12 protein-coding genes and 9 tRNA genes are annotated in these 16,453 nt (G+C 43.7%); 3 read left to right on the top strand and 18 right to left on the bottom strand.

What is annotated here, in order from left to right:
- The first annotated feature begins 19 nt into the window (after nucleotides 1-19).
- Nucleotides 20-691 carry an RluA family pseudouridine synthase gene (locus tag C9I43_RS04225; protein WP_107882298.1) on the top strand — a complete coding sequence of 224 codons (672 nt, stop codon included), beginning with the start codon at nucleotides 20-22 and terminating at the stop codon, nucleotides 689-691.
- A 77-nt stretch (nucleotides 692-768) separates the two neighbouring features.
- On the opposite strand, the gene C9I43_RS04220 is transcribed toward C9I43_RS04225, so the two are convergent.
- Nucleotides 769-1,209 (bottom strand): hypothetical protein, encoded by a 441-nt coding sequence (locus tag C9I43_RS04220; RefSeq protein WP_076498068.1) that lies wholly within the window; start codon nucleotides 1,207-1,209, stop codon nucleotides 769-771.
- Nucleotides 1,210-1,553: 344 nt separating this feature from the next.
- On the opposite strand from C9I43_RS04220, the gene C9I43_RS04215 reads away from it, so the two are divergent.
- A complete protein-coding gene (locus C9I43_RS04215; RefSeq protein WP_107882296.1) occupies nucleotides 1,554-2,933 on the top strand; it encodes a Gfo/Idh/MocA family oxidoreductase in 1,380 nt (459 codons plus the stop codon).
- 118 nt (nucleotides 2,934-3,051) lie between these two features.
- On the opposite strand, the gene C9I43_RS04210 is transcribed toward C9I43_RS04215, so the two are convergent.
- From C9I43_RS04210 to C9I43_RS04180, 7 genes are all read right to left on the bottom strand, one after another.
- The gene (locus tag C9I43_RS04210; RefSeq protein WP_107882294.1) at nucleotides 3,052-3,576 is read right to left on the bottom strand and encodes a CIA30 family protein; all 525 of its coding nucleotides are present in this window, start codon (nucleotides 3,574-3,576) and stop codon (nucleotides 3,052-3,054) included.
- A gap of 89 nt (nucleotides 3,577-3,665) precedes the next feature.
- Nucleotides 3,666-4,889 carry a serine/threonine transporter SstT gene (gene sstT, locus C9I43_RS04205; protein ID WP_107882292.1) on the bottom strand — a complete coding sequence of 408 codons (1,224 nt, stop codon included), beginning with the start codon at nucleotides 4,887-4,889 and terminating at the stop codon, nucleotides 3,666-3,668.
- A gap of 175 nt (nucleotides 4,890-5,064) precedes the next feature.
- A complete protein-coding gene (locus tag C9I43_RS04200; protein ID WP_107882290.1) occupies nucleotides 5,065-5,961 on the bottom strand; it encodes a chemotaxis protein in 897 nt (298 codons plus the stop codon).
- A gap of 139 nt (nucleotides 5,962-6,100) precedes the next feature.
- Complete coding sequence (locus C9I43_RS04195) at nucleotides 6,101-6,571, bottom strand: phosphatase domain-containing protein (protein ID WP_076498062.1); 471 nt, start codon at nucleotides 6,569-6,571, stop codon at nucleotides 6,101-6,103.
- A gap of 72 nt (nucleotides 6,572-6,643) precedes the next feature.
- Nucleotides 6,644-7,927 (bottom strand): DEAD/DEAH box helicase, encoded by a 1,284-nt coding sequence (locus tag C9I43_RS04190; RefSeq protein WP_107882289.1) that lies wholly within the window; start codon nucleotides 7,925-7,927, stop codon nucleotides 6,644-6,646.
- Nucleotides 7,928-7,974: 47 nt separating this feature from the next.
- Nucleotides 7,975-8,532: a methylated-DNA--[protein]-cysteine S-methyltransferase gene (locus C9I43_RS04185; protein ID WP_107882286.1), complete on the bottom strand. Its 558-nt coding sequence runs from the start codon at nucleotides 8,530-8,532 to the stop codon at nucleotides 7,975-7,977.
- A 67-nt stretch (nucleotides 8,533-8,599) separates the two neighbouring features.
- Nucleotides 8,600-10,291, bottom strand: a complete 1,692-nt coding sequence (locus C9I43_RS04180) for an Ada metal-binding domain-containing protein (protein WP_181317907.1) — start codon at nucleotides 10,289-10,291, stop codon at nucleotides 8,600-8,602.
- 226 nt (nucleotides 10,292-10,517) lie between these two features.
- Between C9I43_RS04180 and C9I43_RS04175 the strand changes: the two genes are divergently transcribed.
- On the top strand, nucleotides 10,518-12,347 hold the full coding sequence (locus tag C9I43_RS04175; RefSeq protein WP_107882282.1) for an ABC transporter ATP-binding protein: 1,830 nt from the start codon (nucleotides 10,518-10,520) through the stop codon (nucleotides 12,345-12,347).
- A 597-nt stretch (nucleotides 12,348-12,944) separates the two neighbouring features.
- On the opposite strand, the gene C9I43_RS04170 is transcribed toward C9I43_RS04175, so the two are convergent.
- The 10 genes from C9I43_RS04170 to gltX form a co-directional block, all read right to left on the bottom strand.
- Nucleotides 12,945-13,020 (bottom strand) — tRNA-Glu (locus C9I43_RS04170).
- Between the two features lie 118 nt (nucleotides 13,021-13,138).
- Nucleotides 13,139-13,214: transfer RNA gene (locus C9I43_RS04165), tRNA-Glu, on the bottom strand.
- Between the two features lie 118 nt (nucleotides 13,215-13,332).
- A tRNA-Glu gene (locus tag C9I43_RS04160) sits at nucleotides 13,333-13,408 on the bottom strand.
- A 131-nt stretch (nucleotides 13,409-13,539) separates the two neighbouring features.
- Nucleotides 13,540-13,615, bottom strand: a tRNA-Glu gene (locus C9I43_RS04155).
- A 118-nt stretch (nucleotides 13,616-13,733) separates the two neighbouring features.
- Nucleotides 13,734-13,809 (bottom strand) — tRNA-Glu (locus C9I43_RS04150).
- A gap of 118 nt (nucleotides 13,810-13,927) precedes the next feature.
- Nucleotides 13,928-14,003 (bottom strand) — tRNA-Glu (locus C9I43_RS04145).
- Between the two features lie 49 nt (nucleotides 14,004-14,052).
- A tRNA-Ala gene (locus C9I43_RS04140) sits at nucleotides 14,053-14,128 on the bottom strand.
- 103 nt (nucleotides 14,129-14,231) lie between these two features.
- Nucleotides 14,232-14,307: transfer RNA gene (locus C9I43_RS04135), tRNA-Glu, on the bottom strand.
- Between the two features lie 132 nt (nucleotides 14,308-14,439).
- Nucleotides 14,440-14,515, bottom strand: a tRNA-Ala gene (locus C9I43_RS04130).
- Between the two features lie 105 nt (nucleotides 14,516-14,620).
- A complete protein-coding gene (gene gltX / locus C9I43_RS04125) occupies nucleotides 14,621-16,030 on the bottom strand; it encodes a glutamate--tRNA ligase (protein ID WP_076496733.1) in 1,410 nt (469 codons plus the stop codon).
- Nucleotides 16,031-16,453 lie beyond the last annotated feature (423 nt).

Raw genomic sequence — 16,453 nt, 5'->3', positions numbered from 1 at the left:
GCGAGAAAATGAGGATAAGATGCAGATATTTGATTACCACCCCCCCGCAGTTCCTTGGCTAGACATACGCTATAAAGATAGAGACCTGATTATCATCAATAAACCTTCGGGATTATTGTCCAATCCCGGTCGAGCAGCACACACCTTCGATTGCGCGCTAACCCGTTTGCAAAGCCTCTATCCAGAAACAATTTTAGTGCATCGGCTCGACTGCGCGACCTCGGGCATTATGGTGTTCGCCCGTAATAAAAAAGCCGAGTCACATTTAAAAACGCAGTTTCAAGATAGGCAGAGTAAGAAAGTTTATATCGCCGAAGTAATGGGAGATGTGACGCAGGAACAGGGCGTTATTGACTTCGCGATAGCGCCAGACTCAGAGCATCCGCCCTATCAAAAGACGTTACAAAAGGGAGCGACTGGCGGTAAAAGCGCCCTCACCCACTACCGTGTACTAGAGCGCCGAGAAAACAGCACCTTAATCGAGCTTTCGCCAGAAACAGGCCGCACTCATCAATTACGTGTGCATATGCTTGCCCTAGGCCATGCGATTTTAGGTGATGAGTTTTACGGTGATGCCGAAGTTATCAAAGCCAAACCGCGTTTATGCTTACATGCACAAAGCTTAAGTCTGTCTCATCCGTATTCGAATAAGCCATTATTTTTTAGTAGCAAACATCCCTTTAACGGCTAACCGTCTACACATAAACTAGATAAAATCAAAAGGTCGCTAATGCGACCTTTTGATATATTAAAATATTGAACATGCATTTACGCGACGCGCATACTTTGCACCGGATGTGCATCGGCCGCTAATTTGTCTACTTGGAAATAACAGCCTTGTTCATTACAAAATTGTAATTGCTTTGACTGAGTCACAATAAAGAATTCACCAAAAAAATTACCACCGACATCTTCTAGCTTATGGCCCTCGGATGTTTGCGTCATATAGACTTCATCTAAACTATGGCACCCATCGCTAAACCAGGTTTCTAAAAAATATTTATCGTTTTCTTTATAGAGGGTAATTTTATCACCCAATAAAGGACGTTCATCTAACCAACGGCCTATAATTTCGCGATTTTGCATATCGGTCTCCCGCCAATGAAGGCGACGGCGTTTTTCGATTCCTGACATCCTGATATCCTTATGCAATACCCAATCACCTGAGGTGAAAGCCAGTTGTGGCAGTACATTAAGCATAGAACCCATTTGACTCTTTACTCCTTATAGCAACACATTACTTTAAATAACTTATATGATGTGATCATTTTGTTAATTAATGTTTGCTAACTATTTAAATAATAAGATAAATGCTCTTGATTAATTAATCGGCAGTGTAGCCCAATTAACAAATTAAAACGTGATCAAGATCACTCTTTACCGATTGCTAAAATAAAGGTAGCTAAAAGACTTATTTATCGGGCGAATGTACTGTTACATCTTTTCTTGCCAATTTGAATAGGGTTTCTGATATAACCAATAGGTGAGTTATCGCACTAATAAAACCAAGCGATATTTCAATATCTTCAGGTAAAAATAAAGCAGGAAGCCTTATGCATAATATTCATCGTCGCAATTTTCTTAAAGCTGCAGGTGCCGCTACCGCAGGACTCGTCACCGCCAATATAGCCCTTAATACCAACGCCAGTACTGTTGCACCTAAACCGCAAGCGGGTAAATCCGTTATTGGACTTGTGGCGCCTAAAATGGATGTGGTTAGAGTCGGCTTTATCGGTGTCGGCGAGCGAGGTTTTAGCCATGTCGAGCAATTCTGTCATTTAGAAGGTGTTGAACTTAAAGCTATTTGTGACACCCACCAAGCGGTACTCGACAGAGCCGCAGATCATATCGTTAAACAAAATCGGCCAAAACCTACTGTCTATACTGGTAATGACCTGAGCTATCGCGATCTATTAAGCCGCGATGATATTGATATTGTGATTATTTCGACTCCGTGGGAATGGCACGCGCCTATGGCGATTGAAACCATGGAGAGTGGCAAACATGCCTTTGTCGAAGTACCAATGGCACTCACTGTAGAGGAGTGCTGGCAAGTTGTTGATACCGCAGAGCGCACTCAGAAAAACTGCATGATGATGGAGAACGTCAACTACGGCCGCGAAGAACTTATGGTACTCAACATGGTACGCCAAGGCGTGTTTGGCGAGTTACTCCACGGCGAAGCCGCTTATATCCATGAGCTACGCTGGCAGATGAAGGAAATCGACCATAAAACGGGCTCATGGCGTACTTATTGGCATACCAAACGTAACGGTAACTTGTATCCAACCCACGGTTTAGGCCCAGTTTCACAGTACATGAACATTAACCGTGGTGACAGATTCGATTACTTAACCTCAATGAGTTCTCCCGCCCTTGGCCGCGCACTTTACGCTAAACGCGAATTTCCTGCCGATCATGAGCGTAACCAGCTCAAGTACATCAATGGCGATATCAACACCAGCTTGATTAAAACCGTTAAGGGCCGAACCATCATGGTGCAACATGATACTACGACCCCAAGACCTTACAGTCGCCACAATTTAATCCAAGGAACTAATGGCGTATTTGCTGGTTTCCCGAATCGTATCGCCCTAGAAAATGGCAGCTTGGGTAACAGTTACCACGAATGGGATATGGACATGCAAAAGTGGTACGACAAATATGATCATCCATTGTGGCAACGTATAGGTAAAGAGGCTGAAATCAACGGCGGCCACGGCGGTATGGACTTTGTAATGCTATGGCGCATGATTTATTGCCTACGCAATGGCGAAGCCTTAGATCAGGATGTGTACGATGGTGCGTCTTGGTCGGTGGTGAATATCTTAAGCGAACAGTCAGTCAATGATCGCAGTAACTCAGTCACCTTCCCTGATTTTACTCGCGGGGCGTGGAAAACGGCCAAACCGTTAGGGATTGTCGGCGCTTAAGCTAACACATTAGTCAAACTCACCAAAAGGATAAGCGCCTCGGCCTTATCCTTTTTCTATTTATTTTATCAAGCTGCTGAATAATAAACTCATCCGTTATAAAAAATAGCAGCAGAAGTTAGTAATAACCTATTTCTTTGATTTTCAGTGCAAAGTCACCACTTTGCTGGGCACCAATCACCAGCCCTAAGCTACAGAGTTGGCTTAACGCAATACTCGGACGGGAAATAGCTTTGCCTCGACATTGTGGCTGAAAATCGCTGAAAGGAATATCGATGCGCTGCCAATTTACTATTCTTGTACAGCTTGCACTAATCGCTTGATGACTTGGCACAGGCATTGGTGCTTGATATACCGTGCTTTGAGGGGTGTAAACATCCTTTAAATTCACTTTATAGTGTTTATCTTGTTCGCTATCAAGTTCAAGATAAATCCCCGTAAAGCCACTCACATCTATAGGATTAAACTCACAACGCACCGAGGCAAAACCACCGCCATTAGCAAGTGAAACATGGCCACTGAACTCGGCATAACCTAAAGGCGAAACCGTCATTTTACTGCGGGACAAACCGCCCATCACAGTATCATTTATACCATACCAAGGCTTTGCCGCATCTAACGCTTTAAAATCACAAAAGATCATAACGACTCCTATAAAAAAGCAGCCACCAAAGTGACTGCTTTAATTGCTTATAAAACGAATAACCGTGCTAATTAACTTACGTGCTTAACTTAACTCAACTTAGTTTTATTTTCAGCGGCTTCACAAGCGGCAGCGGTAAAGATAACGTCCGTTGAACTATTTAATGCGGTTTCAGCGGCATCTTGAACCACGCCAATAATAAAGCCCACGGCAACCACTTGCATGGCAACATCGTTAGAAATACCAAACAAGCTACAAGCCAGTGGAATCAGTAGTAATGAACCGCCAGCAACGCCAGATGCACCGCAAGCTGAAACAGCAGCGACAACGCTCAGTAACAATGCTGTTAGTAGATCAACTTGAATACCTAAGGTATGAGCCGCGGCTAAAGTCAATACTGTAATGGTGATAGCTGCGCCACCCATGTTAATGGTGGCACCTAAAGGAATAGAAACAGAATACGTGTCTTCATGCAGATTTAATTTTTCACATAGCGCCATATTCACGGGAATATTTGCCGCACTCGAGCGAGTAAAAAATGCGGTAACGCCGCTTTCACGCAAACATTGAAATACCAACGGGTACGGATTACGTCTAATCTTCACATATACAATCAATGGATTAACGATTAAAGCGATAATCGCCATTGCACCTAATAACACTGCCAATAGCTGTGCATAACCTGCAATTGCCGCAAAACCGGTTTCGGCAAATGTCGCCGCAACTAAACCAAAAATACCGATAGGCGCTAAACGAATAATAAAGCGCACCATTTGTGAAATACCATGGCTCATGTCGGCAAACACTTGTTTAGTCGAATCGGTAGCGTGATGTAAAGCTAAACCTAAACCCACACCCCAAGCGAGAATACCAATATAGTTTCCCGTCATTAACGCATTAACTGGGTTATCGACCAATTTGAATAATAAGGTATGAATGACTTCGCCAATGCCTTGTGGCGGACTGGTGCCTTCCACGCCAGCCACCAGTACTAAATCCGTCGGGAAAATTGAACTTAAAATCACTGCGGTTAATGCTGCGGCAAACGTCCCTAATAGATACAAAATCACAATAGGGCGCATATTCGTTTGAGTATTTTTCTTTTGATTGGCAATCGATGACGCCACTAAGATGAATACTAATATTGGCGCTATCGCTTTTAATGCACCCACAAATAAGCTACCTAAAAAAGCGATATCTTTTGCGCTGTCAGGTGACAAAGTGGCTAAAATCACACCCGCGATGATGCCTAATAAGATTTGTAATACCAGACTGCCATTAGCCAATTTAGCTAATAATGATTTTTGTTTCATGATTTAACCTATCGTTATTATATTTTGGTTGAGATCCCCAACGCACGCCTTCGAAAATGAGGCCATTAGGTTTTTATAGGATGTGACTGGACTTGTCTAGTCTTACCAAGAAATAAGCGAGCAAAATCCCCCTCTTGCCCGCCTAAAGCTCACAAAAACCGCACACGTTACTTGATTAGTGCTTATTGATAGCTAAATCAGCACCACGCAACATGGCATCAATCAACTCGTGGGCATCAAATTTTGTTAGCGCTTCATTTGCCCCTACTTGATGAGCTTGGCTCACGCTAATTTCGCTGGATAAAGATGTATGCAAGATAATATAAGCATTAGCAGTTAACGAATTATCACGCACCTCAAATGCCAATTCATAACCATCAAGCCCAGGCATTTCGATATCACTCACTAAAATATCAATCGGATGATGATCCAGTGCCGCTTGCTCCATAATCGCTAAGGCTTCTTTACCATCTGCGGTCACCCGATAAGGTATGTTGATCATATCTAGTGCGTCAGATAATTGCTTACGAGCAACTTTAGAATCATCAACCAATAGAATATTCATCGGCTTCAGTTTTTCACGCTGCACATCGGTCAAAATAGCGCGGTTAGCTTGTGGGTTATCGGGGAAAATTTTTGATAATAACAGCTCAACATCGAGCAGCTGCACCAATTGATCTTGAAAACGGGTAACGCCAGTCAAATAGGCATTTTTACCTAAGTTGGCAGAAGGAGCTTCAATATCACGCCAGTTACACTCGATAATTTTATCGATACCACGCACTAAAAAGCCAATAATCATCCGTTGGCAATCAGTGATAATGATATAACACTTCTCTAATTCCTCGGCTGTAATTGGCCTATAGCCAATCGCGGCCGCCATATCAATAATGGGGATCGTATGACCCCGAATGGTCGCCGCACCAAGAATTGTCGGGTGCGATTGAGGAATTTTACTTAATGGCGTATAAGGCACTAGTTCACGAATTTTCAACGTGCCTAAAGCAAACACTTGGGTCTGTGATAACTTAAACAGCAGTAATCCCTGCGACTGACTTGCTTTGCTTTTCATAATGATATGGGTAACTCACTAAAATTAACCTAGGGGTAGCTTAACCTTAAAATCATAAAAATTTGATGATGAAGGTCAAACACATGAAAATCACTACCTATTAATTAGTCGATTTAACGACCAAATGGCTTTTAAAGACTTAGTCTTGTAATGCGTATAAGACGTCGAAGGCAAATTGATCCCAACCTTCTGCAGTAAAAGCAATATCACGAATATTGCGTACTTGGCTCACAGCATGTAATGGTGCAGCACCATTAACCATCAGATAATACGCCATAATTAAACCCGTGCGATCTTTACCCGACCGACAATGAATAACCACAGGAACATCATCAGCTTCACATTGCTGAATAAACGCTAAAGCCTTAGGTAACTGAGCCACACAAATCGCCACATCGCCATTTTGGGGTGGCACATTACGCGACAACGGAATGCATTCGTAACGTAAATCGAGCTGTTTAAACGCACTTGGTTCGCAGCCTTCACCGCCATTAACTGACAAAACGGCACCAATGCCAGCGTCTTTGAGCGTTTGTAAATCCCAAGAATCTTTATTGGGACCACTACGCCCTGCGACTTTACCTTCAACTAACCAAAATAAGTGCTGCATAAACCTTACCTACGACAAGTGAGATGACAAGGAACATTGGAGATAAGCTAACAATAGCTTATCTCCAATGACTTAAGATTGCTTACCCCAAAATTCAGTATTGGCTGGCGGTAACTGCTTACGTTTTTTTTTGCCCGTACCTTCAGGCTTAGCGACAGGCTTTTCTTGCTCTAACAGTTCGGCTGGTATTTCATCATCGGCTTCAAAACCCACAATTTGTTCACGCACGAGCTTAAGCTTATTCTTTTTTTCTATAATGCCAAAGTGGTGATAATCCTCATGGGAAATCAAAGTCACGGCTAAGCCAGCTTCACCCGCGCGGCCACTACGACCAATACGATGCATATAATCTGCTGGGCTTCTAGGTAAATCAAAGTTGATCACCACAGGCAGTTTATCGATATCGATACCACGAGCTGCAATATCAGTAGCAATTAACACACTGATCTCACCATTTTTAAAACCATCGAGCACCCGCGTACGCGCACCTTGAGCTTTATCGCCATGAAAGACTTCGGCACTGATACCGCGTTTAGATAATTTTTGCGCTAAGTGATTACAAGTGTTCTTGGCACTGACAAAAATTAGCACCTGTGACCACTGGTGCTCTTTTATCAAATGCGCTAATAATGCGGTTTTCATCGGGCGGTTAACGGTAATCACCCGCTGATGAATCGTGCTTTCTTGCTCACTTTGTAATTGATACTCAAGCGGATTATTAAGCAGTTTTGTCGTTAATTCACGCACTTCTTCAGGAAAGGTCGCTGAGAATAACAATGTTTGTTTTTTCGCTGGTAAAGCATCAAGTACTTGGGCTAATTCGTCTGTAAAACCAAGACTTAGCATACGGTCGGCTTCATCAAGCACTAAGACACTAACGCGGTTCAATTTAATCGCATTACTGGATAATAGATCTAATAAACGACCAGGGGTTGCCACTAACACATCAGCGCCAGCACGTAAACTTTGCATTTGGGCATTAACGGACACACCACCAAATGCGGCAACAATTTTCAGTTGGCCATTTAAATGCGAAGCATAGGACAAAAAGCTATCAGCAACTTGCTGCGCTAACTCACGGGTTGGCACTAAGACCAAACAACGAACATAAGCGCCACTTTTATCATCGGTTTTAGCTTCAACGAGTTGCTGCAACACTGGTATGGCAAAGGCTGCCGTTTTACCCGAGCCTGTATTGGCGCCAGCTAACACATCGCGCCCGGCGAGCACAGCAGGAATTGTCGCCGCCTGAACCGGTGTGGGCAAAACATAGGCTAATTCGGTTAATCGATTTAGCAATGGTGCAATAATGCCGAGTTGGGCAAAGTTTGCCGCAGAGGAAGAAGCCTGAGTCATAGAAAGTTTAACTGCTCACCAATATCTTAATAGGACGCTATTCTAGCTTAAATATTGATACTGTGCTTGTCAGTTTCCAGCGTGAGTAGCTGTTGTTTCATCTCAAGTCCGTAAGCATAACCGGTGAGTTTACCATTTTTGCCTATCACTCTATGGCAAGGCACAATAATGGCGATAGGATTTGCGCCATTGGCTGCGCCTACCGCGCGTACCGCTTTGGGACGACCTATTTGCTCAGCAATCTCTCCATAACAGCAGCTCTGGCCGTAATCTAAATTAAGCAAAGCTTGCCAGACTTCACGTTGAAATAGTGTGCCCTTGGGCGCGAGCTTTACATCAAACTCAGCACGTTTACCCGCAAAGTAATCCGTGAGCTGTGCCTGAGTTTCGCGAATATGCACTGTGGCTTGATTGAGCGTATCCGCACTCACCTTAGCAAGGATAATCTCAGTACGATCTGAGCCAATAACCGTTAAATGGCTCAGTCCGTAGGCGTTAGCATGTAATTGCAACAGACCAACAGGACTCATAAAAGTATCTACGGCGCAGGGCTGATACGCTGCAACGTTTGGAGCTTGGTTCAATTGACGAATAGGATGCTTCATTATCTGTCTCTTCATTTAATGTAAACGATGTTCTACATTGTCAGTTTAATTTGGAACTGTTTGACGGTTATTGGTGCCAGAGCTGGAAGGTTAAATAACTGCCCCAAGGCGCGATGCTTTGGCTAAGCTGCTGACATAAATCAGGATAACTTATCGTAGTAGCAGATTCATTCTGCGGATGTGTTGTAGCATATAAGGCCAATAAATGCTTTTTGACGATTAAATCTGAATCTAAAAACACATTTGGATCGCCCAAGCCACGAAGCTTGGCATAGGCTATTGTCCAAGGACCAATACCCTTAACACTAAGCCACTCATCAACGCTTGCCTCTGGATAATCGCAGATAAATGCAGCCAGAGCATTAAGCGCCGATTTACGTGCCCCCGGCATTTTAAGTTCAGTAAGACTGGCTTTGCGAATGATCTCAGGTGTCGGGAATAACCGATACTCTCGGCCATTGAGGTAAAAGCGCTCACCATAGGCTTCAACCAATAGATTCAATAATTTAGTTGCCTGTACGACCGTCACTTGTTGGCCCAAAATTGCGCGGCACACCGCCTCAAATAACGATCCTGCGCCAGGGATACGCAAGCCTGCCAAAGGCGTTAATTCTACATGGGATAGTGTACTTAAGCTTTGTTCAATCTGTTGCATATCCGCATCAAGATCTAAAATCCGCCGTATCAGCGTCACTAATTGCTGTAATTCATCCACGGTAGAGTCTTCGGTCAACGCAATAGACAGCTTGAATCGATTTAGCTTAGGCTCATGGGACATTTGCACTGTGCCGCGCATGTTACCTAATGCAAAACAACGACCATATTCGAGCCCGTTATCGTCAAATTTAGCTTCCGCGGCAAGGTGTGCTTCATCTGCAACTTGAACGGCATCACTCGCTTGTGGATGACTCACTTGCGACGTGAACCATTCCATCCCCGTCACCGCACGTAAGCGATAAAATGCCAGCTGCGATGACCAATCCAATGGTGGTCGATAGTATTGATATAGTGTTAATCCATAGTGCGGTACAAATTCACCCATAGCATCGATTTCGCTTAATCCTGTTGATGGATCAATAACGTGCTCCTTCGCCGCCTTGATTAATGCGGTCTTTCTTAATTGAGTTGGCGTTAATTGCAAGTTTTGCTTAAACGCTTCATTAAAACGACGAATACTATTGAAACCCGCCGCCAACGCCACTTGAGTGATAGGTAACTGGGTTTGATGTAATAATTGTTTCGCAAACAGTAACTGTCGGTATAAGGCATATTGTTTTGGCGAAGTGCCAAAACCTTCGGTAAATAGCTTATTCAGATAACGACTGCTGATGCCTAATCGGTCAGCAAATTGTGTTACAGTTAAAGCCGCTTCTCCCGATGATCTCCCTGCCAATGCGCCTGCTTCAATCAAACTAATGGCCCTTGCTAAAGTCGTGCCTGTGCCCTTCCACGGATTTGATCCTGGTGCACTGTCGGGTCGACAGCGTAAACAAGGCCGTAACCCCGCCTGCGCCGCTTTAACAGCTGAATCAAAATAACGCACATTTTGCTCTTTTGGCGCAACTGCCGGGCAAACGGTGCGGCAATAAATGCCCGTGGTTAACACGCCAACAAAAAACTTACCATCAAAACGCACATCGCGGCTCATCCTCGCCTCTCGACAAACCGTTGCTGAAAGTAGTCCATCACTGATCAACATATCAGCCGAACGATTACTCTCTTTTTTTATCAAAACCACAGACATGTTACTCGTCTTCATCATTTATTAGGCCCGACAATATCCGCTCACAATTTATGTCTTGTTGATTACTTTACGTAAAACTAACATGTAGCACTAGCGGAAAACGGAACTCAATCATTTCCATGCTGTTAATGCATGAAATCCTATATGCTATACCCAAGCTACCTGAGGATACGAGTTTCAACAGCAGCTGGTTATTTAGGTATAAATACGACTATTTTTTATCTCAACATAGAGTTAATTCATGTTTAAACGATTTGAATCTTGGGTTGAAGCCCTCCCCGATGACGAACCCACTAAGCCACCTACTGGGGTTTATGCTTTTTGTCGTCACTATACTAAAGGCTACGAGCTGCCATTAATCCTAATGTCTATTCTGACCGCAATGCTGGCCATGCTTGAGGTGTCATTGTTCGGATTTATGGGCCAGTTAGTTGATTGGCTTGTGAAAAAAGATCCACAGACCTTATTTCAAGATGAAGGGACAACCTTAATACTCATGGGCGTGATGATGCTGATTGTCATGCCTGTGTTGGTATTACTGCATGCGCTTATCATGCATCAAACCTTACTCGGCAATTATCCTATGTCGATCCGTTGGCTCGCACATCGTTATTTGCTGAAGCAAAGTGTGTCATTTTATCAAAATGATTTTGCGGGGCGAATCGCGACTAAAGTGATGCAAACCTCCTTAGCCGTGCGCGAAACTGTGATGAAATTGCTCGATGTACTGGTATACATTTTAGTGTATTTCACCTCTATGCTAGTGATGATCGCCAGCGCCGATGTGCGTCTCGTACTCCCCATGTTAGTGTGGCTCGCATTGTATGTTGGGCTGCAATGGTATTTTGTACCTAAGTTAAAAAGTGTCTCTACTGAGCAAGCCGATGCACGCTCAACCATGACAGGCCGTATCGTCGACAGCTACACCAACATCACCACAGTAAAATTATTCGCTCACACACAAAAAGAGGCTGAATACGCTAAATCCAGTATGCAAATATTTTTAGATACTGTGTATCGTCAGATGCGTTTAGTGACTGGCATTAGTGTTAGCGTGCAGATTATTAACTACATGTTGGCCTTTAGTATTGCAGCGGTATCGATTGCCTTATGGACCGATAGCGCTATTACCGTCGGTTCCATTGCCATAGCGGTGAGTTTAGCACTGCGTTTAAACGGCATGTCACAGTGGATAATGTGGGAAATCAGTTCATTATTTGAAAATATTGGCACCGTCATCGATGGGATGAACACGCTATCAAAAACAACAATAATCCAAGACGAACCTAACGCAAAACCGCTTATCGTTAATCAAGGTAAGATTGATTTCAAACATGTGTGTTTCCATTACGGTGAACAGACTGGCGTGATTGAAGATCTGAATCTGCATATTAAAGCGGGTGAGAAAGTCGGTCTTGTTGGCCGTTCTGGCGCGGGTAAATCGACCCTAGTCAATTTACTCATGCGTTTTTATGATGTTGAAAAAGGTCAGATTAATATTGATGACCAAGACATCAAAACGGTAACGCAAGATTCACTGCGTTCGCAAATAGGCATGGTCACGCAAGATACATCACTTTTGCATCGCACTATCCGCGAGAATATTCTTTACGGTAATCCAAGTGCCAGTGAAGAACAGCTCGACAGCGCCATTAAGCAAGCTCAAGCCTATGACTTTATTCAAAGCTTAAGCGATCCTAACGGTAACCATGGCTTAGATGCTCAAGTCGGTGAGCGGGGTGTAAAACTCTCTGGCGGACAAAGACAACGTATCGCCATCGCACGGGTTTTATTAAAAAATGCACCGATTTTACTACTTGATGAGGCCACCTCTGCGCTAGATTCAGAAGTTGAAGCGGCAATACAAGAAAGCTTATATGAATTAATGCAAGGTAAGACAGTGATCGCCATTGCCCATCGACTTTCAACCATTGCCGCAATGGATAGGCTAATCGTGTTAGATCAAGGCCGAGTCGTCGAACAAGGCACACACCAAGAACTTATCGCCGCTGGCGGTATTTATGCCCAACTATGGGCGCACCAAACCGGTGGATTCTTAGGTGTAGATTAAGCCAAAAGTTAGATGACGAAAGGCGACACTCAGTAATGAATGTCGCCTTTTTTATCTCTATAGGTTTCCGCCTAATTCTCCCTCTTCCCGCAAAGCTTCACTCTTATACTTATACTCGCTCTCATATTCCCTAAAATTACGAGCCAGTTTAACGCAATATTCCTGAAAAATAGGTGTTGTGACAACGGACTACTTCAAATTGCACTCGTTGAGTGATTGGAAACATGGATAAATCGCGATTAACGGTTCCAAGTATCAGCGTTGAGAGTGACAGCATTCAAAGTGCCAACATTGAATAATCCCAAAAGTGAGTTTTTGTATTGGTTTAGAACAGGATTAGGTTAGAAGACGCCTCAACAAGCTTTAATACGTGATTGAACAAAGTTACGTCACCAAGCAAGGTAAGCCTATCTAAGCATTATTGTTTTTATTTGGTAATTTGGAATTGTGGGTAAGTCTAATGAATAACTTGGTGCGTATGAATCGCAACTAAATCGGGCGACTCTCAATTAAGCACTCAAAATGTAGAGACAAAAAAACCACCTTAAAGGTGGTTTATTGTCTTTAACCAAAGTTTCGATAAACCTTGATTAAAATTGGTATCCCCTAGGGGATTCGAACCCCTGTTACCGCCGTGAAAGGGCGGTGTCCTAGGCCTCTAGACGAAGGGGACCCGGACTTATGATTTAACTCGTAACCGAGCGGTGTAACACACTTACTTCAGTAGGCTAGGAAGTAAATGCTTTGTTCTTACCAAATAACACGTTAGTTATTTGCTAGGAACCAAAATGTGGTATCCCCTAGGGGATTCGAACCCCTGTTACCGCCGTGAAAGGGCGGTGTCCTAGGCCTCTAGACGAAGGGGACCCGGACTTATGATTTAACTCGTAACCGAGCGGTGTAACACATTTACTTCAATAGGCTAGGAAGCAAATGCTTTGTTCTTACCAAACAACACGTTAGTTATTTGTTAGGAACCAAAATGTGGTATCCCCTAGGGGATTCGAACCCCTGTTACCGCCGTGAAAGGGCGGTGTCCTAGGCCTCTAGACGAAGGGGACCCGGACTTATGATTTAACTCGTAACCGAGCGGTGTAACACATTTACTTCAGTAGGCTAGGAAGTAAATGCTTTGTTCTTACCAAACAACACGTTAGTTATTTGCTAGGAACCACTCTCTATAAAAAATAGATGGTATCCCCTAGGGGATTCGAACCCCTGTTACCGCCGTGAAAGGGCGGTGTCCTAGGCCTCTAGACGAAGGGGACCCGGACTTATGATTTAACTCGTAACCGAGCGGTGTAACACATTTACTTCAATAGGCTAGGAAGCAAATGCTTTGTTCTTACCAAACAACACGTTAGTTATTTGCTAGGAACCCAAATGTGGTATCCCCTAGGGGATTCGAACCCCTGTTACCGCCGTGAAAGGGCGGTGTCCTAGGCCTCTAGACGAAGGGGACCCGGATTTATGATTTAACTCGTAACCGAGCGGTGTAACACATTTACTTCAATAGGCTAGGAAGCAAATGTTTTGCTCTTACCAAACAACACGTTAGTTATTTGCTAGGAACCAAAATGTGGTATCCCCTAGGGGATTCGAACCCCTGTTACCGCCGTGAAAGGGCGGTGTCCTAGGCCTCTAGACGAAGGGGACCCGGGATTATTAATTTAAACTATCGTTTCAGCTTAATAAGACTGTAAATTGGTGGAGCTACACGGGATCGAACCGTGGACCTCTTGCATGCCATGCAAGCGCTCTCCCAGCTGAGCTATAGCCCCAAATTTTTGTCAATACAATAGACTTTAGCAGCCAATATATCAGCATAAATTTAGATTTTGTTCTTATCAAACAACACGCTGTCATTTGCTAGGAACCAATATTTGGTATCCCCTAGGGGATTCGAACCCCTGTTACCGCCGTGAAAGGGCGGTGTCCTAGGCCTCTAGACGAAGGGGACCCGGACATATTAATTTGAACTTAACGTTCCCGTTTAACATCTACGGTGTCCTAGGCACTCTCATCTAAAAACGAAGGGGCTAGGACATATTAATTTGAACTTAACGTTCTTGCTTAATATCTGCAGTAAGTTTGGTGGAGCTACACGGGATCGAACCGTGGACCTCTTGCATGCCATGCAAGCGCTCTCCCAGCTGAGCTATAACCCCAAACTTATTTAACGGCATTTAAGTGCACTGCAAGCATTTGCTCGGCCGTGTCTCAACTGCGTGGCGCATTCTATGCAGCACACTTAAAAGTGTCAACTCGTTTTTTTAGGAATTTATTCTATCTGCTACAAATTCAATCGCTTTGGATATTCTTTGTTCAGAACGATTTCTTCCGATTAAACATAGTGTGATATCTAAGCCAGGAGACTGCCCTGCCCCTGTTACTGCAACACGTAAAGGCATGCCAACCTTACCCATACCCACATCTAATTCAGTAGCGGTATCTTCAATTGCCTGATGAATAGCTTCGGCTGTCCATTCCGTTAATGCCGCTAATTTTTGTTGCACCAGTTGCAATGGTTCTAACGCAACACCACGTAAATGCTTTTTCGCTTGGGCTTCATCAAACTCTGTAAAGTCTTCATAGAAATAGCGACTAGAAGCAGCTAACTCTTTTAGTGTTTTAGCTCGCTCTGCTAATGCAGTGACGACTTCGGCTAATGCAGGACCGTTTGACAGATCAATTTTTTGATCGTCCATATGCCATTGTAAGTGTGTCGCCACATATTCTGGGGCAAGACTCTTTATATAGTGTTGATTAAGCCACACTAGTTTATCGGTATTAAAAGCCGAAGCGGCTTTGTTGATATCGCCCAATTTAAAATATTGCTTCATTTCTTCTAATGAGAAAATTTCTTGATCGCCATGTGACCAGCCTAAACGTACTAAGTAGTTCAACAGCGCTTCAGGCAAATAACCATCGTCACGATATTGCATAACGCTCACGGCGCCATGACGCTTAGATAATTTCGCGCCGTCATCCCCTAAAATCATCGATACATGCGCGTATTCAGGGATCGGAGCCCCTAATGCTTTAAGGATATTAATTTGACGCGGCGTATTGTTGATATGATCCTCACCACGCACGACACATGTAATGCCCATATCCCAATCATCAACCACCACACAGAAATTATAGGTTGGCACGCCATCGGTACGGGCGATAATTAAATCATCTAATGCGTCATTAGAAAATTCTATACGGCCACGAACGTGGTCATCAAATACCACTGAGCCACCAATAGGGTTTTTAAAACGCACCACAAATGGTTCATCTGTGTCTCGGGCAGGTAAATCACGGCAGCAACCATCGTACTTTTGCGCTTCACCGTTAGCAGCTTGTGTTTCTCTTAAGGCATCAATTCGCTCGCGTGAGCAATAGCACTTATAGGCAGTGCCCTTTGCTAACATTTGCGCAATGATCTCGTTATAACGATCAAAACGCTTAGTTTGGTAATACGGGCCCTCGTCCCATGTCAGACCTAACCAGTTCATGCCTTCTAAAATCGCATCACAAGCGGCTTGAGTCGAACGCTCAATATCAGTGTCTTCAATACGCAGTACAAATTCACCGTTATTTGCACGAGCTTGTAACCAAGAATAAAGTGCAGTACGGGCACCACCAACATGCAAGAAACCAGTAGGACTGGGGGCAAAACGCGTCTTAGTTGTCATAATGGGACACTAACCTATATAAAGTCGTCTAGATAAAGACAATCACGGTAAAAAGTGGGCTTATTCTAACAGCCAAAGCGAGTGCTGCAAATGGGACAAGCAGGGCCAGCTCATTTATCGTATAAAAATCACGGTTCTAAATGTTAAATAATCCTGTTTAGATAACGTTGGCTACAGAAGGCCCTAACATATCAGTACAAAAGGCACCTATAAAAATGCGCCAGCTAAATAGCCACTGAATTTTTACATTCATTAGCATAAAACTGATGGGCAATTTCTCTCTATATATCAATAACCGTTGTTATCTACTGATTAAACTTAAGCGGCGTTGAACTTAGCTAATCACTAAAGGCTTAAGTAATGCCATTAAGCAACTTGATGAACCATGTCGATTTACACAGTCCTCGCCAATTAAGCATCAAT

Origin of the sequence: Shewanella morhuae, from assembly GCF_003028295.1 — a bacterium.
Lineage (GTDB): Bacteria > Pseudomonadota > Gammaproteobacteria > Enterobacterales > Shewanellaceae > Shewanella > Shewanella morhuae.
Note: the sequence above shows the minus strand (reverse complement) of the source record. Positions and strands in the feature narration are given on the sequence as shown.